The organism is Stenotrophomonas maltophilia (assembly GCF_002799245.1).
Taxonomy (GTDB): domain Bacteria; phylum Pseudomonadota; class Gammaproteobacteria; order Xanthomonadales; family Xanthomonadaceae; genus Stenotrophomonas; species Stenotrophomonas maltophilia_S.
On the sequence record NZ_NEQV01000002.1, the window covers coordinates 324,519 to 344,865 of the forward strand.

Sequence of the window (20,347 nt, forward strand, 5' to 3'; positions counted from 1 at the left end):
GCCCGCCGGGATCTGACGTGGAAGGGGTCAGAAGTGCATCTGCGCGCGCAGTTCGAAGATCTCCGGCGTGCTGTGCACGCCACGACGGCTGGCGTCGACCTTCACGTAGTTGGCCTGGAACTTGAAGTGGCTGGTCAGGTACCAGTTCGCACCCAGGGTGAGGTCGTGCTGGCGGCCACCGAGGATGCTGCCGTCGTCCAGGTCCAGGCGGCTGTAGCGGGCCACCAGTTCGACCGCGCCGTAGTTGTGCGCCGGCTTGATGTTGGCCACCGCGCCAGCGTTGTACGGGCGCGATTCGCCGGTCAGTACCCAGCTGGCCATCGCGTACTGGCCGCTGCCGGTGTAGTCGGGCAGGCCCTTGCGGGTGACGGTGGCCTGCAGGGCTTCGGCCTGCAGCGAGAACGGGCCGCGGATCCAGATGCCTTCCAGGCCGGTGCGGCGGATCTGGTCAGCGGTGACCAGCGCGCCGGAATCGACGTAGCGGATATCGGTCAGGCCGGCTTCCGGGCGCGCGCGCAGGCGGGCGCTGGCCTCGTGGTGCACATCGCGGCCATCGCTGTAGCCGCGCGGATTCTCCTGCGAGTAGGCCACGCCCAGGTGGATCACATCACCGGTGCCTTCACCGGCGTCCACACCGCGCGCACCGCCTGGGTCGTGCCGGGATTGTCGCCCTGCAGGTCCTTGCCGCCATAGGCGCCGGCCTGCAGCAGGTACTGCGGACGCTCCAGCACCCATTCCACGCCGGTACGGCGTCCTGCATAGAAGGCCTGCACGGGCAGCGCGGTTTCCAGGAAGCTGCCGGCGCGCGAAGAGGTATTCGCGTCGAGGCCGACCGGAGTCTTCATGTAGCCGAAGCGGAAGCGGCCGACGTCACGGCCGAAGAACGCCTTGCTCTCGAAGCGCACGAACACGTCCAGCCAGGTATCGGCCTGGAAGTCGTAGTAGACCATCGCATCGTAGACGCCCTTCTTTTTCAGCGTCGCGCCGAATTCCTTGCGGCGCACGGCGTCATCGTCCTCAAGGCCACTGGCCGAGGAAAAGTCGTTGTAGTCGTAGGCGATGTTGGCGGTGGCCGCCAGCTCGGTGCCATCGCCGAAGGTGTACTTGGTCGGCCAGTTGTCGAAATCGGCGGCCGAGGCAAAGGCGGGAAGGGTGGCCAGCGACAGGGCCAGCAAGGTGGGATTCGGGCGCATGTTGGGTGCGGCTCTCTCAGATTGCGTGTGGACAGGACAACAACGGCCGCAAGGACCGGAACTTTCGCAAAGACACGCCCAGCCGTTCAGCCCGGGCCACCAGCCTCCCCAGGATCGGGCGGTGCGGCGCCAGTGTAGGCACCTGTGCCACCTGAACCGGGGGGCTAGTACCAATAGGTTATCTGCGCCGGCGTGCCTGGCGCGTACAAAGGCGTCCATTGGTCGCACCCCCTGTGCGTGCTGCACAGGGCCTGCGATCAGTTTCCACGGTAACGGTTCCCGTGCAGTCCCGGGGCCGTACGTGCCTGAAAACGCCCCTTCCGGAGTCCGCCATGCACATCCCGACCGCAGCACCGGTGCCTGCAAAGCCGTTGCCGATCTATCGCCAGCTGTACTTCCAGGTGATCGTGGCGATCGTCCTGGGCGCCATCCTCGGCCACTACGAACCGTTGGTCGGCGAGAAGATGAAGCCGCTCGGCGATGCCTTCATCAACCTGGTGAAGATGATCATCGCGCCGGTGATCTTCCTGACCATCGTCACCGGCATCGCCAGCATGACCCACCTGCGCACGGTGGGCCGGGTGTTTGCCAAGGCGATGGCGTACTTCCTGTTCTTCTCCACGCTGGCGCTGATCGTCGGCATGATCGTGGCGCACGTGGTGCAGCCCGGCGCCGGCATGAACATCAACCCGGCCGAGCTGGACCAGACCGCGGTGCACAGCTACGTGGAGAAGTCGCACGACCTGACCCTGGTCGGCTTCCTGATGGACATCATTCCGAAGACGCTGCTCAGCGCGTTCGTCGATGGCAACATCCTGCAGGTGTTGTTCGTGGCCGTGCTGTTCGGCATCGCACTGGCGATGGTGGGCGAGAAGGGCAAGCCGGTGCTGAACTTCCTGGAGGCGCTGGTCGCCCCGGTGTTCAAGCTGGTGCACATCCTGATGAAGGCTGCCCCGATCGGTGCCTTCGGCGCGATCGCCTTCACCATCGGCAAGTACGGCGTCGGTTCGCTGATCAACCTGGCGTGGCTGGTGGGCTCGTTCTACCTCACCGCCTTCCTGTTCGTGGCGGTGATCCTCGGTCTGGTCTGCCGCCTGTGCGGCTTCTCGGTATTCAAGCTGGCGCGCTACCTGAAGGCCGAACTGCTGCTGGTGCTCGGCACCTCCTCGTCGGAGTCGGCGCTGCCGTCGCTGATGGAGAAGATGGAACGCGCCGGCTGCAGCAAGTCGGTGGTGGGCCTGGTGGTCCCGACCGGCTATTCGTTCAACCTGGACGGCACCAACATCTACATGACCCTGGCGGCGCTGTTCATCGCCCAGGCCACCAACACCGAACTGACCCTGGGCCACCAGATCGCCCTGCTGCTGGTCGCCATGCTCAGCTCCAAGGGCGCGGCCGGTGTCACCGGTGCCGGCTTCATCACCCTGGCCGCGACCCTGGCGGTGGTGCCGGAAGTGCCGGTGGCCGGCATGGCGCTGATCCTGGGCGTGGACCGCTTCATGAGCGAATGCCGCTCGCTGACCAACTTCATCGGCAATGCCGTGGCCACCGTGGTGGTCTCGCGCTGGGAAGGCGCGCTGGACCGCAACCGCCTGAAGCTGGCGCTGGATGGCCGCGAAAGCGAACTGCCGCCGCCGGTCGATGCGCTGCCCGAGGCGCTGCCGGCCAAGGGCTGATCCAGGTGTGTGGTACCGCGGGGCCGGTCACGACAGTGGTACGGCCCCGCGGCGTTTCAGGGCGTCCCATGGCTGTCATGGGCAGCGCCGAAGCTGGTGTCGCGGTACCTTCGCATACGGCATGGAATTGTGCGGTCGCAGCATGCCTGCGACAGGATAGCGACAGGTCCAGACGCTCCAACGGGGGTATCATCCCCTGTCCCTTCTGCCCATTCATGTAACCCACATCGATGTCCAACGAAGATTTCAAACAGGCCGCCCTCGATTACCACCGGATGTCCCCGCCGGGAAAGATCAAGGTTTCCGCTACCAAGCCCATGCTGACCCAGCGCGACCTGTCGCTGGCGTATTCGCCGGGCGTGGCGTACGCCTGTGAAGCGATCAAGGCCGACCCGCAGCAGGCAAGCGAGCTGACCGCCCGCGGCAACCTGGTGGCGGTGATCTCCAACGGCACCGCCGTGCTGGGCCTGGGCAACATCGGCGCACTGGCCGGCAAGCCGGTGATGGAAGGCAAGGGTGTGCTGTTCCAGAAGTTCGCCGGCATCGATGTGTTCGACATCGAAGTCGACGAGACCGATCCGGACAAGCTGGTCGACATCATCGCCTCGCTGGAGCCGACCTTCGGCGGCATCAACCTGGAAGACATCAAGGCGCCGGAGTGCTTCGTGGTCGAGCGCAAGCTGCGCGAGCGCATGAAGATCCCGGTATTCCATGACGACCAGCACGGCACGGCGATCATCGTCGGCGCGGCGGTGCTCAATGCGATGGCGATCACCGGCAAGAAGATCGAGGAAGTGAAGCTGGCGACCACGGGCATGGGCGCGGCCGGCATTTCCTGCGTGAACATGCTGGTGCAGCTGGGCCTGAAGCCGGAGAACATCCTGGCCTTCGACCGCGAGGGCGTGATCCACACCGGCCGTACCGACCTGGACCCGGAAAAGCAGCGCTATGCGCGCGACACCGACAAGCGCACCCTGGCCGAGATCGTCGACGGCGCGGATATCTTCCTGGGCCTTTCGGCGCCGGGCATCCTGACCGCCGACATGGTCAAGACCATGGCGCCGGATCCGGTGATCTTCGCGCTGGCCAACCCGACCCCGGAAATCATGCCGGAACTGGCGCGCGCCGCCCGTCCGGACGCGATCATCGGCACCGGCCGTTCGGACTACCCGAACCAGGTCAACAACGTGCTGTGCTTCCCGTACCTGTTCCGTGGTGCGCTGGACGTGGGCGCCACTGCGATCAACGAGGAAATGAAGATCGCCTGCGTGCGTGCCATCGCCGCACTGGCACGCCGTGCCGCCACCGACATGGGCTCGGCCTACGGCGGCGATACCCCGAGCTTCGGCCGTGAATACCTGATCCCGCGCCCGTTCGACCGCCGCCTGCTGGTGGAGCTGTCGGCCGCCGTGGCCCAGGCCGCGATGGACTCGGGCGTGGCCTCGCGCCCGATCGACGACATGGGCGCCTACCGCGACAAGCTGGCCCAGTTCGTCTACCGCACCAGCCTGATGATGAAGCCGGTCTATGACCGCGCGCGCAGCGACAAGCAGCGCGTGGTGTACGCCGAGGGCGAAGAGGAAGTGGTGCTGCAGGCGGTGCAGAACGTGGTCGATGACGGCCTGGCGCACCCGATCCTGATCGGCCGCCCGGAAGTGATCGAGTCGCGCATCGAGCGCCTCGGCCTGCGCCTGAAGATCGGCGAGAACGTTGAAGTCACCAACATCAACGACGATCCGCGCTTCAACGAGTACTGGCAGTACTACCACGGCCTGACCGGCCGTCGTGGCGTGACCGTGGCTGCGGCGAAGAACCTGATGCGTTCGCGCCCGACCCTGATCGCGGCGGTGATGGTGGCTCGTGGCGAAGCCGATGCGATGCTGACCGGCATCGTCGGCCGCTTCCACAAGAAGCTGGGCTACGTGCGCAGCGTGTTGCCGCTGGAGCCGAAGGTCACGTCGACCTCGGCGATGACCGGCGTGATCAACCAGCAGGGCGTGTTCTTCTTCGTGGATACCCACGTGCAGGAAGACCCGACCGCCGAGCAGCTGTGCGAAGCGACCCTGCAGGCGGCCTACCGCATGAAGCTGTTCGGCATCGAGCCGAAGGTGGCGCTGCTGTCGCATTCCAACTTCGGCAGCCATGATTCGAAGGATGCGCTGAAGATGCGCCAGGTGCGCGAGCTGCTGCTCAAGCGCAACCCGCGTCTGAACGTGGATGGCGAAATGCAGGGCGATACCGCATGGGATGAAGCGCTGCGCCAGAAGCTGCTGCCGGGCTCGACCCTGCAGGGCCGCGCCAACCTGTTCGTGCTGCCGAACCTGGAAGCGGCCAACATCGCCTACAACCTGGTGCGTGTGTTCACCGACGGCGTGGCGATCGGCCCGATCCTGATGGGCGTGAACAAGCCGGTGCACATCCTGACCACCAGCGCGACCTCGCGCCGGATCCTGAACATGACCGCGATTGCCGCGGTCGATGCGCAGATCCGCAAGCAGCTGGAAGCGGAAAAGAAGGCGTAAGCCTTCTTTCCCACTTCCGCTGCCCACGCATTCTTCCTCTACCCCCGCCTTCGGCGCGCCCCTTCAACAAGAAGGGGCTCCTGGTCGGAAGAATGATGGCGCTGGCGCGGTTGGAGGTCGGCGCAAATGAAAAGCACCGGGCATTGCCCGGTGTTTTCATTTGCCGCAACGGCCGCCGAACCTGCCACACGCGCTACGCAACCCGGTCATTTCCCTGCAACGCCGTTGCGGCCCAATACGCCCACGCGGCCTGGCCGTGGGAAGGGTCCGGACCGGCCTTCCCACCCTGGGCCCGACCAACTTTTCATGGGCGAGGGTGTCATGCGCAATCGAGTGACGCGGCGATATTTCCAGCAGCTGTTCGCGCTGTACGCCGGTTTCGTGCAGTCGCGCTGAGGCGGCGATGCGGTAGCGCCGGGCAATGCCCGGCGAACGTGCAGTGCGTGGGTGTCAGTGCCGCTTGCCGCGGCGTGCAGGGGCCGGCGGCGGCGCGTCAGAACGCGGCTTGGCGTACTGCGTCCACAGTGCAGGCAATGCCTTGCCGGTGTGCTTCTGCCACAGCGCCGGCGCATAGCGGCCGTCGCGCAGGGCCTTGTCCAGTGCCAGCACCAGGCCCGGGTGTTCGCTGTCGGCCCACTTCAGGAACGCACCGGTCACCCGGTAGCCGCTGTCGAAGTTCTGCCCTTTCTCGACCTTGCCCGGCAGCACCCAGCCCGCGGCGGCATTGTCCATGCCGTAGCGGTCGCGCGCGTAGTCGGCGATGCCTTCCACCAGCCAGCCCGGTACCCGCGCGTCGCCATAGCCCGGATAGCCCTGCACGATGTGCATGGCCTCATGGGTGACCAGGTCGATGTCGTTCGGGTGCTGCGCCAGCCAGCCCGGGTTGATGGTGATCGTTGCCGCCTGGTCCTTGTCACCGACGAAGGCGATCCCGGTGTAGGCCGGATCGATCACGATGCGCACCATCGCCGGCGCGGCCGGGTGGAAGTCCGCACGTTCGCGCAGGTAGGCGAAGTAGAACGTATCGATCACCCGCTTGCGCTGCGCCGCCGTCAGGGCGCCACGGGCGTCCTGGTAGTTCAGCGTCACGCCATCGCGGGTGAGCTGCGCATCAAAGGCCTGGGTCTGGCCGAAGCTGGAGAAGGACAGGGCAACAAGGGCCAGAGGCAACAGACGGTAGCGCATAGGGCTCATTGTACGGCGCTGGGTGCCAACAGTTCGATCTCCGCCAGCGGCAGCCGGCCTGGTGCGGCCAGGCGCAGCCGGTACTCGCCGTAGTGGCCGGGCTTGGCGATGCGGAACGGGCGGGTCTGGCGGGCAGACTCGAAGGCTTCGCCGCTGCGCTGGTCGAGCACGGTCCAGCGGCCGTTGCCGTTGCGCGCCTCCAGCGTCCATTCCCCGCCCTGGATGCGGCCGTCACCGCTGGTGAGCGTGTACATCGTCGGCGCACCCTCGCTCAGGCCGGTCAACGCGATGGTTGCGCCGCCGCCCAGGCCCACGGTGGTGGACGCATCGTCATCGACCAGTGCCGGCAGGGCACGGCCATCGGCCAGTGTTGCCTTCGCGCTGCTGCCGAGCAGGTCGTGCAGTAGCTGTGGCCGCTGGCCACGCGCGGTCAACGAGCGCGGCACGTCATCCACGCCGCTGCCCCAGCGCGATGGCTGCGGGCCCATCACGAAGTCCAGCGTCGCACCCTTGGCGATCAGCTCGTGCGGTACCCAGGTCTTCGTCCAGGGCTTGCCGTTGATCTTCAGCGACTGCACGTAGACGTTCTCACGCGAGTTGTTGGCCGCGTTCACGGTCAGCACCGCGCCGCCCTGCAGTTCCACCCGGGCGTGGCGGAACGCCGGCGAACCGATCACGTACTCCGGCGCGCCCATGCGCAACGGGTACAGGCCCAGCGAGGCCAGCACGTACCACGCCGAGGTTTCGCCGTTGTCCTCGTCGCCCGGGTAGCCCTGGCCGATCTCGCTGCCGACATACAGCCGCGACAGGATCTCGCGCACGTGCTGCTGGGTCTTCCACGGCTGCCCGGCGTACAGGTACATCCACGGGATGTGGTGCGCCGGCTGGTTGCTGTGCGCGTACATGCCCATGCGCACGTCGCGCGCCTCGGTCATCTCGTGGATGGTGCCGCCGTAGGAGCCGGCCAGCGCCGGGTCCGCGGTTTCCGGCGTGGCAAAGAAGGTATCCAGCTTCGCCGCCAGCCTGTCGCGGCCACCGTACAGCGCTGCCAGGCCTTCGCCATCGTGGGCGGCGGTGAAGGCGAAGGTCCAGCCATTGGACTCGGTGTAGTCGTGGCCCCACAGGCGCGGGTCGTAGTCCCTGGCGTCCACGCGCCAGCGGCCATCGGCATTGCGGCCCTGGAAGAAGCCAGCGGCCGGGTCGAACATCGTTGCGTAACTGGCGGCGCGGTAGCGGAAGTAGTCGGCCTCGGTGCTGTAGCGCTCGCGTGCAGCCGGCGTTGCTGCTTGCCTGGCCAGGGCATCGGCCATGTTGGCGATGCCGAAGTCGTTGAGTGCGCCTTCCATCGTCCACGACATGCCTTCGTGCACGTCCGCACTTGCGTAGCCGCGGAAGGTCGAACGGTCCATGCCTTTGCGGCCGACATGGCGGTCGGGCGGTACCACGGTCGCGTTCTTCAGTGCGGCGGCGTAGGCCTCGGCGGGATCAAAGCCGCCGATGCCCTTCAGCCACGCATCGGCGAAGGCCACGTCCGAGCTGGTACCGACCATCAGGTCGGCGTAGCCCGGCGACGACCAGCGCGCGATCCAGCCGCCGGCGCGGTACTGCTCGATGAAGCCCTGCACCATCTGCCCGGCATCGTCGGGCGTGAACAGTGCATAGGCTGGCCAGGTCGTGCGGAAGGTGTCCCAGAAGCCGTTGTTGACGAAAACCCTGCCATCGCGCACGCCGGTGAAGCTGCGGTTGGCGCTGCCCTCGGTGTTGTCGTCGCTGGCACTGGCCTGGTTGGCGTAGCGCCAGTCGGGCGCGGCCGCGCTGCCGGCATTCTCGTGGCCGGAATTGGGATACAGGTACAGCCGGTACAGGCTGGAGTACAGCGTGGTCTTCTGGTCGTCGCTGGCATCGCCGATGTCGAAGCGGGCCAGGCGCGCGTCCCACGCATCCTGCGCGCGGCCGGCCACGCTCTCCAGCGTATCGGTCGCAGCGATTTCCAGCGCCAGGTTGTGCCGCGCCTGCTCCACCGAGATCAGCGAGGTGGCGATGCGCATCGTCACCCGCCGGTCGCTGCCGGCATCGAACTTGATGTAGCCGGTCGGGCGACCGGTGTCGAGGTGGCCGCTGCTGCGCCATGGCCTGTCGAAGCTGGCCACCACGTACATGCGGCTGGCGCCGTTGGACAGGCCGCTGCGCGTATCGGTGTAGCCGGACAGCGTCTGCGTGGCTGCGTCCAGCGTCAGGCCACCACGCGCATCGACATTGTCGAACAGCAGGTTGGCGTCAGCACCTTCGGGGAAGTCGAAGCGGAACAGCGCGGCATGGTCGGTCGGCGCGATGGCGGCGGCGATGCCATTGTCGAAGCGGACGTCGTAGCGGTAGGGGCGCGCGCTTTCATGGCTGCGGTCGAACGACAGTGCGCGCTTGCGGCGGTCGGCGTCCGGCACGCCACGGCTGGACGAGGGCATCACCTGGAAGGTCTGGCGGTCGCCCATCCACGGGCTGGGCTGATGGCTCAGCGCCAGCGCCTGCAGCTGTGGACGGTTCTGCGCATCGTTCTGCTCGTTCCAGCGGTACAGCCAGTTCAGTGCGCCGGCATCGGTCACCGGGGTCCAGAAGTTGAACCCGTGCGGCACCGCCGTGGCCGGGAAATTGTTGCCGCGCGAGAAGGTGCCGTTGGCCTGGGTGCCACGGGTGGTCAGCACCCAGTCGGAGACGCGCTGTGGCTGCTGCCTCGGCACCGTGTCCAGGCGCACGTCATCGATCCAGCCGGAGACGGGTGCACCCTCGGCGCTGGCCACTTCCAGTTCGATCGCCACCACGCGGCGGCCCTTCAGTGCCGGCACGTCGCCCAGCCGCACCGCCTTGCGTGCCCACTGCTGCGGGTACAGCGTCTTCGACTCGCCCTGCGCGTGGGCGCCGATCGCTACGCCGTGCTGGTCACGCGCAGCCCCGGCCGAAACGCGGCTGCCGTCGTCCAGCCGCAGGTCCAGCGAGACGTAGGTGGAGGCCACCGTGTCCTTGCCGACGATTTCCGGCAGCACCAGCCACGACAGCGTCGTGTCGGCTTCGATGGCCAGGTCGGTCCTGAACAGTTCGCGCCGTGCGTTGCCGCCTCCGCTGCTGTAGCGCAGTGCATGCAGGCCGCTGTAGCCGGCGTTGCGCTTGGCGGTATAGGGCGCGGCGGGTCCATTGCCGATCGCGACCTGCAGCGCACCTGCGGCCTGCGCCGGGGCAGGTTCGCCCGGTTCGAACGAGGTCTGCAGCCCCTGCGCCAGCACCGGCATCGCAGTGGTCGCACAGGCCAGGGCCAGGGCGAGCGGAAGCAGGGCGCGGCGCGGATCGGACAGGGTCATGCAAGGGTCTCCCGGAAGGGCTGGCGGCGGGCAGAACCCGCATCGGCGGACACCACGGACAGCATCGCTCCGCCCGCCGGGATGGCAGTGGAAGAGGCGATGCCGGTCCGGTGGGGGCGGGCCATGCGATCGGGTCGGATTGGGTGGGGCGGGGTGCGACTGGCCCGATCCTGCAACAGCCGCCGCGCGCTGACAAGTGCCATTTAGTTCGATCCAAATGCGGGAAATATCGCTGGAGTCGATTCCGGCGAGCGAACCTGCCGGAACGACCGCCCAATCCCCGTGGGTGCCACCGCCCGGCGTCCGGCGCGGAGGTGCGCGGCAGTGGCGGGAGTGCGCAAAGGCCCGTTGCGGCGCAATGTCGGTGCGGCCCAGATGCTAGAATCACAGGCCTCGCAACCCGTTCACCGACATCCGCCATGAGCCATACCGCCACCGCGCCCGCCAACGCCGAGAAGCGCTACACCGTGCACCGCAGCGATCTGCCGTTGAGCTGCCCGACCCCGGAAATGGCGCTGTGGAACTCGCATCCGCGCGTGTACCTGCCGATCGAAGACGAACCCAACGGCGAAGCGCAGTGCCCGTACTGCGGTTCCGTGTTCGTGCTGGCCGACTAAGCGGCGGCCCCTTCGATGCGCCGATTGACCGTGGTGCAGTTGCTGCCGGCGCTGCACTCCGGCGGCGTCGAGCGCTCGACCCTTGAAATTGCTGCGGCCCTGGTTGCCGCAGGCCATCGCGCGCTGGTGGTATCGGCCGGTGGACGCCTGGTGCAGCCGCTGCTGGACAGCGGTGCCGAGCACCTCACCCTGGACATCGGCCGCAAGTCGCTGCTGACCCTGCGCCACCTGCCGACCCTGCGCCGGCTGTTTGCCGAGGTTGGCGCGGATATCGTGCACGCCCGTTCGCGGCTGCCGGCCTGGCTGGGCCTGTACGCGATCCGTGCCATGCCCGCCGCGCAGCGCCCGCATTGGGTGACCACCGTGCACGGGTTGAATTCGCCCAGCCGCTACAGCGCGGTGATGACCAGTGGCGAGCGCGTGATCTGCGTGTCCAATACCGTGCGTGCCTACGTGCAACGCCACTACCCGACGGTGCCGGAAGAAAAACTGCAGGTCATTCCCCGGGGTGTCGATGTCGACCAGTTCCCACGCGTAGCGCGTGCCGACCGTCGCCCGCGGCTGGCGCTGGCGGCCGACTACCCCTGGCTGGCCAAGGTTGAAGGCCCGCTGCTGCTGCTGCCCGGGCGCGGCACCCGGCTGAAGGGCCACGCTCACGCGTTGCGCCTGCTGGCCGATGTGCGTGCCGCCGGCGTGCCTGCCCAGCTGTGGATGCTGGGCACCGACGAGCCCGGGCGCGAGGCCTACGTGGCCGAGCTGCGCGGTCAGGCAGCGGCGCTGGGCGTGGCCGAGGCCGTACAGATCAGCACGCCTACCGCACGCATCGCCCAGGCCTACGCCGCCAGCGATCTGGTGCTGCAGCTGTCGGACAAGCCGGAAGCCTTTGGCCGTACCGTGGTCGAGGCGCTGTCGGTCGGCCGCCCGGTGCTGGGCTGGGACCACGGCGGCGTCGGCGAACTGCTGCAGCAGCTGCAGCCCAGCGGTGCGGTGCCGCTCGGCGATGCGCGCGCACTGGGTGAACGTGCGCTGGCCCTGCTGGCGCAGCCGCCGTCCTTGCCGACCCGCATCCCGTTTACCCTGCAGGCCATGCAGCGCGATACCCTCCGCCTCTATGCCGATCTCGCCGGCTGACCCCGCTGTCATCGTGCGCGACGACCGCGCCGGGCGCTGGGCGCCCTGGTGGGTGCTGGCGTACGTGGCGATGTGGCCGTTGCCGGGCATCGCCGAAACCGTGCTCGGACTGGGCGCGCTCTATGCTGCCGCGCGCATGGTCATGCGCCGGCTGCAGCGCCGCCCGCACCTGTTGAGCACGGCGGCGTGGGCACTGACCTCGATCCTGTTCCTCGGCTATTGGCTGCCGCAGGCGTTCTCGGCCATCGATGCGATCGATCCTTCGGCCTCGTGGACCAAGGCCGCTGCCGGACTGCGCTACCTGCCCTTCATGTGGCTGGTGGCGATCGCGGTGGCCACACCGGAGCGGCGGCGGCTGACCTTCGGCGGCCTGGCACTGATCACCGCCGCGTGGACGCTGGACGCGCTGGTGCAGGCGCTGGCGGGCACCAGCCCATGGTTCTGGTCGCTGGAGCACCTGAAGCTGGCCGTGAGTGGCCACGCGCTGTGCCCGGCCGACGAAGCCGCACTGGCCGATCGCCTCAGTGGCGCGCTCGGCCCCTGCAATCTGAAATTCGGCCAGGTGCTGGCCAGCCTGTCACCGTTCCTGCTGCTGCCGATGGCGCGGCGTTTCGGCAGTGCAGGTTGGTTGCTGGCCGCCGCCGCACTGGGATGCGTGCTGCTGCTGGCGGGTTCGCGCGCCTCGTGGATCACCTTCGTGCTGGTGCTGGCCTACAGCGGCGTGCGCCAGTTCGGCTGGAAGCGGCTGCTCCTGCTGGCCCTGGTGGCAGCGCTGGGGTCGGCCGCACTGACCGCGGGGGTGCCGCAGCTGCGCGAGCGTGTTGCGCGCACGGCACAGGCATGGAACGAAGACGGGCAGGGCGTTGACGAGGCGCTTTCGGGACGCGCGCGCATCTGGAAGGCGGCCGTGTGCATGATCGAGGAACATCCGGTCAACGGTGTCGGTGCGCGGGGCTTCCGCGATGCGTATCCGGCCTGCGTGGCCGACGAGGGCCCCGCAGTGTGGGGCAATCAACCGGCATTGCACGCCCACCAGATCGTGCTGGAAATCCTTGCCGAGACCGGCGTGCTGGGCCTGCTGCTGTGGTTGGCGGCCGTGGCGCAGGCCTGGCGGGCCTGGCGCTATGCGCCGCCGGCCGCGCGTGATCGCGCCCGCCCGGCGATGCTGGCGCTGGCGGTGACCGTGTTTCCGCTCAATACGCACCTGGCGTTCTATTCCGCGTTCTGGGGTGGCCTGACCGTGCTGCTGGCAGCCCTGTTCGCCGGCAGCCTGCTGGCCCGCGACGCAGATGATTCCCCGCCGGTGAAGTGACCGCGCATCTGCGCCTGGTAGGTATCAACCCTGGAGCCGATCAGTAGATCCACGCCATGCGTGGATGGGGCTTTCCCGACCTGAACACGGCGACATCTCCAATATCGGTGCCCCAGCAGTTCGCGCACGCTGGAGGCATGGCCAGCCCCAGACTTCGCTACGGTCGGTATTCCCGATCCGGCAACGTGTACTCATTGACCACAGCAACCCTCGGCCGCGAACCGTTATTCGCCGATGCGGCAAGCGTGGCGATCCTTATCGACACCCTGCGCTTCGTAGAGCGCCAGGGTTTCAGCCACAGCCTCGCCTGGGCGGTCATGCCCGACCATCTGCACTGGCTGATGGAGCTGCGCGGGGGAAGCCTGGCCGAGTGCATGGCCCTGCTCAAATCACGCAGCAGCAGACTGTTGAACCGGCGATTGGAGCGGCGAGGGTCGCTGTGGCAGCACGGCTACCACGATCACGCCGTACGCAGCGATGAATTCCTTCATGAGAAGGCGATGTACATCCTCGCCAATCCGGTCCGGGCGGGCCTGGCCAGCACGTTGGGCGAGTACCCGTACGCATGGTGCCGTTGGCCATTGCAGTTGCCGGTACCCGGATGCAGAGCATCCACGCATGGCGTGGATCTACTTCAGGATGCTCCGCGTCATCAGAGATGAAGCCATCCCGCCCCACCGTTACTTGTAGAAATCACTCCGGCCGCCCGGCTGGCGCTTGAAGCGGCGGTGGATCCACAGGTACTGGTCGGGGGCCTCGCGCACCATCTCCTCGATGGCCTGGTTGACCCGCGTGGTGTCGGCTTCCACGTCTTCGCTGGGGAAATTCTCCAGCGGTGCACCGATCTTCAGCACGTACTTCCCGCCTTCGCGGCGGTGGAAGTACGGAATCACCGCGCAGCCGGTCATCCGCGCCAGCTGGTGGGTGGCGGTGATGGTCGAAGCGGTGTGGCCGAAGAACGGCACGAACACGGTGTCCTTGCCACGCATGTCCTGGTCAGGCGCGTACCAGAGGAAACCACCCTTCTTCAGGTGGCGCACGGTGGCGCGGATGTCTTCGTTGGCGAACATCGCCTTGGCATAGCGCAGGCGGCCGAACTTCACTGCCCACTCGTACACCGGGTTCTTGTGCTTGCGGTACATGCCGGACAGGTCGACGTAGTCGCACAGCAGTCGGCCGCACATTTCCAGGGTCATGAAGTGGCCGGAGACCAGCAGCACGCCGCGGCCTTCGGCCTGCATCTGCCGCAGGTGTTCCAGGCCTTCGATGCGCACCTGCGGGCGGATGCTGTCGATGCTGCCCCACCAGGCGCGGATGCACTCGAACACGCCCACGCCCAGTGCGTCGAAACTGTCGCGCACCAGCCGCTGCCGCCACGCTTCGTCCTTCTCGGGGAAGCACAGCTGAAGGTTGACCTCGGCGGCGCGGCGGCGGCTGCCCAGCAGGCGCCAGGTGATCCAGCCGACGCCCCGGCCCAGCGCGCGCTGCAGCATCCACGGCAGGCGGGCGATGGCGAAGGCGCCGAACATGGCGGCAAACATCGGCCAGTTGCGCGGATCGCGCAGCGACGGGCGGACGGCGGTGGAGGCATCTGACATGGGGCCATTCTACCAAGGCGGCCGCGTGTCTTTCCCGGGGGGCTCCCGTATCCTTGCCGCATGCGTAAAGACCCTGTCGAATGGATCCTGCGCGGCCTGTACTCGGTCGTGCTCTACATCCTGCTGCCGATCACCGTGTACCACCTGGTCTGGCGCGGCTTCCGGGTCCGTGAATATTTCCGGCGCTGGGACGAACGCTACGCTTCCTATCCGCAGCCGACCGGCCAGCCGAGGGTGTGGCTGCACGCGGTCTCGGTGGGCGAGGTCAATGCCGCCGCGCCACTGGTCAATGCCCTGCGCCAGCAGCGCCCGGACATCCGCTGGGTGATCACCACCATCACCCCGACCGGCTCCGAGCGCGTGCGTGCGCTGTGGGGCGATGCACTGGACCATGTCTACCTGCCGTACGACGTGCCGGGCAGCGTCAACCGCTTCCTCGGCCATTTCCAGCCCAGCCTGGCGCTGATCCTGGAAACCGAGTTGTGGCCGAACATGCTGTTCGGCTGCCGTGACCGCAGTATTCCGGTCTACATCCTCAATGCCCGGCTGTCGGCGCGTTCGCTGCGCGGCTACCGGCTGCTGGCCGCACTGATCCGCCGCGCGCTGCGCACCGTCACCTGCGTGGCCGCGCAGTCGCAGGACGATGCCGAGCGCTTCGTGCAACTGGGGGCTGAGCCCGGCCAGGTGCAGGCGCTGGGCAACCTGAAGTTCGACATCACCACGCCGGATGTGCAGGGCTTCGTCGAACAGTTCCATGCACGGGTAGCGGCCGCCCGCCCGGTATGGATCGCCGCCAGTACCCATGATGGCGAAGAGCAGGCGGTGATCGACCTGCACCGGCGCCTGCGCCAGCAGCATCCCGATCTGCTGCTGCTGTGGGCGCCGCGCCATCCCGAGCGCTTCCCGAAGGTGGAAGCGCTGGCGCGCGAACAGGGCTGGAGCGTGGCGACCCGCCGCGTGGACCAGTGGCCGCACGCCGCCACCGACGTGTTCGTCATCGATACGCTCGGCGAGCTGATGCCGTTCTACGCCTGTGCCCAGGTCGCCTTCGTGGGCGGCAGCCTGCAGGCGATCGGTGGCCACAACCTGCTGGAGCCCGCCGCGATGGGAACCGCGGCGGTGACCGGCCCGCATCTGCACAACTTCGCGGAAATCTCCCGGCGCATGCGCGAGGCCGGTGCACTGCTGATCGGCGAGGACGCGCAGGCGGTGGGCGATCTGCTGCAGCACCTGCTCGGCGATGCCCAGGCCCGCGAAGACATGGCTCGTGCGGGGTGCACGCTGGTCAGCAATGGCCGCGGCGCGCTGCAGCGCACGCTGGCCCTGGTTGCGCCGCACCTGCCGCCGCCGCGCGAGTGATCCGGCTGGCGTGGCTTCGGCGGCGCAGCGGAGTACTGTCGTGAACAACTTCATCAATTCTGCTTAGCAACGATTTTTCTGTCGTTGCTGGACCGAACGTGCCGATGGCAGCGTGCCTGCCATCACATCGTGGTGCACACCGCACCGATTCTGATTCCGCAGGGCAATGCAGGCTGCCAGCCTGCTGTCGACCGCGTTTGGGCGGATATCAAGGGAACTTGCGATGGACGGCGACAGGGGCAGGGACGGCACCGGCGGGGCCCGGCTGGGGATGGACCATCTGGCGGTGGTGGCGCTGACGCTGCTGGTGGGCGGCAGCGTGATCGCTCGGGTGGGCCAGCACACCGCGGCACAGGCCGGCCCGGCCATCGTGCTGAGCCTGCTGCTGGCCGCACTGGCAGCGGGCCTGGTGCTGTGCTGCCTGCAGGAACTGGTGCTGCGACTGCCGGCGGCCGAGGGCCTGCACGGGCTGCTGGCCGCCAGCTGGGGGCCACGGGTGGCCATGGTTCTGGGCACGATCCTGTTGCTTGAGCTGATGGCGACCACGGCGGGCGTGGCGCAGTCCATGGCCCACCATCTGCACGCGGCGGCGGCGGCGGCTGGGGGCCTCCAGGCCGGCGGCTGGCTGCCCGGCCAGGTAACGGCGTCGGTGGGTCTGCTGATGTTGGGTGCGCTGGCGTTGCTGCCGCCGCGGGATGTGGCCCTGGCGGCCTGTGCCCTGCTGACGGTGAAGATCGGCGTGGGGGTGCTGCTGCTGGCGCTGGCAGCACGTTACGTGCACTACGCGTACTGGATTCCGTGGCTGCCACCGGCGACCGCGCCGTATCGCTTCGGGTTGGGCGGTGTGCTGGCGGCTGCGGTGCCGCTGCTGGGCGTATTTGCCAGCGTGGGGTTGGCACTGGGCTTTCCTGCGCTGCGCCGCCAGGGCGCGATGTGGCAACCGGCGGTGCTGGCGCTGGTCTCGTTGCTGGCGATGTTGCTGCTGATCGTGCTGGCAGCACTGCAGGCCGGGCTGGTCGAGTTTTCCGCGCTGGCCAGTACCCGGCCACTGACGGTGGCGCTGCAGGCGCACCCGCAGCTGCGGTGGATGCTGCCGTTGTTGCCGCTGGCCGGGGCAGCAGGCCTGGCCGCCCTGCAGCTGGTGCTGCTGATGCTTGCCGCCCGGCTGGCCAGGTCGATGTGGCCACGCGCAGCTGGCGCGGCGAGACGATCCCGCACCGGCTGGGGCGCAGTGGTGGTCGGGTTGCCAGCGGTGATGCTGTGGCTGCCGCTGGGCACCCTGCCGGCGCTGCCGGGTCCGGCAACCCTGCTGGTGATGGCGGCGCTGTGCCTGGCGGTGTTGCGGCGACAGGACGACGCGGTGCGGGGTAAAGCCGGTCGCGATCTGATGATGCCGATCCTGGCCGCATTGGCGGCCGCACTGTGCCTGCTTGCGGCGCTGGAACGCCTGCGGGCATGGCCGGGTTGACGGTTCGCGGGGCCGCGCCATCAAAAAAGCCACCCTCGCGGGTGGCTTCTTCGTTGCCGGCAGGGCGACGCCTCAGTGCGTGGTCGTCGCCGGGTTGCCCGCGTCCTGGGTCAGCAGGCGGTTGACATCCTGCAGCTCGGCCACGTCCAGCGCACCCAGCGACTGGCTCAGCAGCAGGCGGTTCTGCAGGAAGGTGTAGCGGGCATTGGCGTAATCCAGCTGCGCCGAGAACAGGATGCGCTGGTTCTGGATCACGTCCAGCACGGTACGGGTACCGACTTCCAGGCCGACCTGCGAGGCGTCGTAGGCGCTCTGTGCCGAGACCACCGCCAGGCGGCGGGCTTCCACTTCGCTGATGCCCTGCACCAGGGTCTGGTAGGCATTGCGGGTGTTGCGGTCCAGGGCGCGCTTCTGCTGTTCGTAACCGTCCTGGGCGATGTCACGCTGGGCCAGCGCCTGGCGCACGCCGGACTGGGTGGCACCGCCGGAGAAGATCGGCACGCTCAGGGTCAGGCCGATGCTGTTGGTGCGCGCATCCGGCGACAGCGAGCCGGCACCGGTGCTGTCACCCCAGGTCGCGCTCTTGCCCCAGCTGCCGCCCAGCGACAGGGTCGGGTAATGGCCGCCACGGGCAGCCTGCACACCGGCCTCGGCGGCGCTGACCTTCAGTTCCTGCGCCTTCAGCGCTGGATTCTGCGAACTCGCCTGGTGCACCAGCTCGTCGATGTTGCCACGGTTGGCCGGCACTTCCGGACGGAAGTCCGCCGGCAGGCCCTTCAGGTTGACCACCGGCTGGCCGGTCAGTTCGGTCAGCGCCTGGTAGTTATCTGCCAGGGTGTTCTGCGCAACGATGGTGTTGGCACGCGCCTGGTCATACTGGGCGCGTGCTTCATGCACGTCGGTGATCGGCGCCAGGCCCACTTCCAGGCGCTTGTCGGCGAAGTCGAACTGCTTCTTCGCGGCCGCTTCATTGGTCTGTGCGGCGTTCAGCGATTCGATCGCCACCAGCACGTTGAAGTAGGCCGCCGAGGTGCGCACGATCAGGCTGTCGTTGGCCGAATCGAGGGTGAAGTCCGCCGCCTTGCTCAGCTCGCGCTGCGAACGCAGGTTGTTGATCTGGGTCCAGTTGAACAGCGTCTGGCTCCCTTCGATCGTGTAGTTGCGGCGCTTGCTGGTAACGGTGCCGGAGTTGGCGTCATGGTCCGCCTCGGTGCGCGAGCGGTTCAGCGTGGCCTGGCCGTTGATCTGCGGCAGCAGGGCAGCACGCGCCTGCACGGCGCCTTCCTTGTCGTACAGCCGGGTCGATTCGGCAGCGGACAGCTGCGGATCGCCGTTGCGCGCCATTTCGTAGACCTGCAGCAGGTCGGCGGCATGGGCGGACAACGGCAGCAGGGCAGTGGCCAGCGCAACAGCGAGGGATCGGCGGATCATTGCGGCTTCCTTGGACTCAGAGGTGGAACTGGGGGGCCGGGGCGGCACCACGCAGGTAATCGATATCGGTCTCGAACAGGGATTCGCTGCTGCCGTCGGCCTTGACCAGCAGGGCCTCCATCGCCGGCGAACGGCCATGGATCACGAACAGGCGACCACCCGGACGCAGCCACGAAGCGAACTGTGACGGCACCACGTCGACCGCACCAGTGACACAGATCACGTCAAAGCGGCGTTCGGTCTGCCAGGACAGGGCATCGGCCACTTCCACGCGGACATTGGTGCCCAGGCCGGAGGCATCCAGGCGGGCGCGGGCGGCGGCAGCCAGTTCCGGGTCGATTTCCAGGCTCAGCACGTCGCGCGCCAGCGCGCCGATGCAGGCCGCCAGGAAGCCGCTGCCGGTGCCGATTTCCAGCACTTCGTCACCCGGCTGCAGGTCCAGTGCCTGCAGGGTACGGCCCTCGATGACCGGCTTCATCATCTTCTGGCCATGGCCGATCGGCAGTTCGACATCGGCGTAGGCCAGTGCCCGGTGCGCGTCGGCGACAAAGGCCTCGCGCGGCAGGCGGGCCAGAACGTCGAGCACCTTGATGTCCAGCACGTCCCAGGGACGGATCTGCTGTTCCACCATCAGTTCGCGGGCGTGGGCGTAATCAATCGTCATGAGGTTCAAATCCAGCGCAGTGGGCCGGCCATTTTACCGGTGCCGGAGGCCGGCGGCGCGCCCAGAGCATCAGCTGCCGGGAGGCCGGGGTCGCAGTGCCGGAAGTCATCGCGACCTCCGGTTCGTTCAGTTTTGGTTATTCAGCCGTCCCGGCCCCTCGCGGCGCATAGGCGCGCAGGAAGAAGTCGATGCTGGCGGTCACATGGGCAAGAGGGTCGCACTCCACCGGTGACAGTGGCATGCCGCACATCATATGCATGTGCACTTCGCCCTTGACCAGGGTCAGGAACTGCTGGCCGGCAAGGTAATAGTCGGGGATGTCCAGTTCGCCGCGCCCACCGCGTGCGCGCAGGAAGTCGGCCAGGGCCTCGCAGGTACGCTCCGGACCGGCCTGCCAGAACAGCTCGCGCAGGCGCTCATCCGTTTCCGGCGCCATCATCATGCGCTGGATCGAGATCGCCGCGTCGGAGGTGATCAGCTCGAAGAAGGCCAGTCCGATGCCGATCAGCTGATCGCGCAGCGGGCCATCCGCGTCAGCCACGAACAGCGCGTCGGGCAGCATTTCAATGCACTTTGACTGCACGGCCTGGGAGAACAGGGTCTCCTTGTCGCCGAAGTGGCTGTACACAGTCAGCTTCGAGACGCCTGCCTGAGCGGCGATGGTGTCCATGCTCACGCCGGTATAGCCCTGTTCGATGAACAGTACCTTGGCTGCTTCAAGGATCGCCGCGCGCTTGCCCAGATCCTTGGGGCGCCCGGGTCCGGCGGCCTTGGCAGCAGGCTTGGCCGACGGCTTGCGGGAAGTGTGGGAACTCATCACGACAATACTAGACCAAGCGGT

14 protein-coding genes and 1 pseudogene are annotated in these 20,347 nt (G+C 67.7%); 8 read left to right on the plus strand and 7 right to left on the minus strand.

The features are described 5' to 3' along the window. Positions 1-27: 27 nt before the first annotated feature. Positions 28-1,193 (minus strand): annotated as a pseudogene (locus tag B9Y64_RS22555) (OprO/OprP family phosphate-selective porin). 332 nt (positions 1,194-1,525) lie between these two features. On the opposite strand from B9Y64_RS22555, the gene B9Y64_RS07440 reads away from it, so the two are divergent. Both B9Y64_RS07440 and B9Y64_RS07445 read left to right on the plus strand, forming a co-directional pair. After that, on the plus strand, positions 1,526-2,869 hold the full coding sequence (locus tag B9Y64_RS07440) for a dicarboxylate/amino acid:cation symporter (RefSeq protein ID WP_100440157.1): 1,344 nt from the start codon (positions 1,526-1,528) through the stop codon (positions 2,867-2,869). Between the two features lie 230 nt (positions 2,870-3,099). Then, entirely contained in the window at positions 3,100-5,391 is a 2,292-nt protein-coding gene (locus B9Y64_RS07445) for an NADP-dependent malic enzyme (protein ID WP_014038426.1), read from the plus strand. Positions 5,392-5,841: 450 nt separating this feature from the next. On the opposite strand, the gene B9Y64_RS07450 is transcribed toward B9Y64_RS07445, so the two are convergent. Then, complete coding sequence (locus tag B9Y64_RS07450) at positions 5,842-6,585, minus strand: basic secretory protein-like protein (RefSeq protein ID WP_100440158.1); 744 nt, start codon at positions 6,583-6,585, stop codon at positions 5,842-5,844. Continuing rightward, positions 6,582-9,926 carry a GH92 family glycosyl hydrolase gene (locus tag B9Y64_RS07455; RefSeq protein WP_100440159.1) on the minus strand — a complete coding sequence of 1,115 codons (3,345 nt, stop codon included), beginning with the start codon at positions 9,924-9,926 and terminating at the stop codon, positions 6,582-6,584. The genes B9Y64_RS07450 and B9Y64_RS07455 overlap by 4 nt, the downstream gene beginning before the upstream one ends. A gap of 419 nt (positions 9,927-10,345) precedes the next feature. Between B9Y64_RS07455 and B9Y64_RS07460 the strand changes: the two genes are divergently transcribed. From B9Y64_RS07460 to B9Y64_RS07475, 4 genes are all read left to right on the plus strand, one after another. After that, on the plus strand, positions 10,346-10,543 hold the full coding sequence (locus B9Y64_RS07460; RefSeq protein ID WP_005410967.1) for a zinc-finger domain-containing protein: 198 nt from the start codon (positions 10,346-10,348) through the stop codon (positions 10,541-10,543). A gap of 15 nt (positions 10,544-10,558) precedes the next feature. Then, entirely contained in the window at positions 10,559-11,674 is a 1,116-nt protein-coding gene (locus B9Y64_RS07465) for a glycosyltransferase (protein WP_100440160.1), read from the plus strand. Beyond that, positions 11,655-12,986, plus strand: a complete 1,332-nt coding sequence (locus B9Y64_RS07470; protein WP_100440161.1) for an O-antigen ligase family protein — start codon at positions 11,655-11,657, stop codon at positions 12,984-12,986. Before B9Y64_RS07465 ends, B9Y64_RS07470 begins: the two co-directional genes overlap by 20 nt. A gap of 137 nt (positions 12,987-13,123) precedes the next feature. After that, complete coding sequence (locus B9Y64_RS07475) at positions 13,124-13,648, plus strand: REP-associated tyrosine transposase (RefSeq protein ID WP_100440162.1); 525 nt, start codon at positions 13,124-13,126, stop codon at positions 13,646-13,648. An 18-nt stretch (positions 13,649-13,666) separates the two neighbouring features. Here B9Y64_RS07475 and B9Y64_RS07480 read toward each other — a convergent pair whose 3' ends face one another. After that, positions 13,667-14,584, minus strand: a complete 918-nt coding sequence (locus B9Y64_RS07480; RefSeq protein ID WP_100440163.1) for an LpxL/LpxP family Kdo(2)-lipid IV(A) lauroyl/palmitoleoyl acyltransferase — start codon at positions 14,582-14,584, stop codon at positions 13,667-13,669. Between the two features lie 60 nt (positions 14,585-14,644). Between B9Y64_RS07480 and waaA the strand changes: the two genes are divergently transcribed. Together waaA and B9Y64_RS07490 are read left to right on the plus strand one after the other, a co-directional pair. Beyond that, positions 14,645-15,943 (plus strand): lipid IV(A) 3-deoxy-D-manno-octulosonic acid transferase, encoded by a 1,299-nt coding sequence (waaA, locus tag B9Y64_RS07485; RefSeq protein ID WP_100440164.1) that lies wholly within the window; start codon positions 14,645-14,647, stop codon positions 15,941-15,943. A 223-nt stretch (positions 15,944-16,166) separates the two neighbouring features. Continuing rightward, positions 16,167-17,411, plus strand: coding sequence for an amino acid transporter (locus tag B9Y64_RS07490; protein ID WP_100440165.1), 1,245 nt, complete (start codon positions 16,167-16,169; stop codon positions 17,409-17,411). Positions 17,412-17,483: 72 nt separating this feature from the next. Here the strand turns inward: B9Y64_RS07490 and B9Y64_RS07495 are convergent, their stop codons facing one another. The 3 genes from B9Y64_RS07495 to B9Y64_RS07505 all read right to left on the minus strand — a co-directional run bounded on the left by B9Y64_RS07495 (position 17,484) and on the right by B9Y64_RS07505 (position 20,323). Beyond that, positions 17,484-18,842 (minus strand): TolC family outer membrane protein, encoded by a 1,359-nt coding sequence (locus B9Y64_RS07495; RefSeq protein ID WP_100440166.1) that lies wholly within the window; start codon positions 18,840-18,842, stop codon positions 17,484-17,486. A gap of 16 nt (positions 18,843-18,858) precedes the next feature. Beyond that, positions 18,859-19,506 carry a protein-L-isoaspartate O-methyltransferase family protein gene (locus tag B9Y64_RS07500; RefSeq protein WP_049421767.1) on the minus strand — a complete coding sequence of 216 codons (648 nt, stop codon included), beginning with the start codon at positions 19,504-19,506 and terminating at the stop codon, positions 18,859-18,861. 136 nt (positions 19,507-19,642) lie between these two features. Next, positions 19,643-20,323 carry a TetR/AcrR family transcriptional regulator gene (locus tag B9Y64_RS07505; RefSeq protein WP_100440167.1) on the minus strand — a complete coding sequence of 227 codons (681 nt, stop codon included), beginning with the start codon at positions 20,321-20,323 and terminating at the stop codon, positions 19,643-19,645. Positions 20,324-20,347 lie beyond the last annotated feature (24 nt).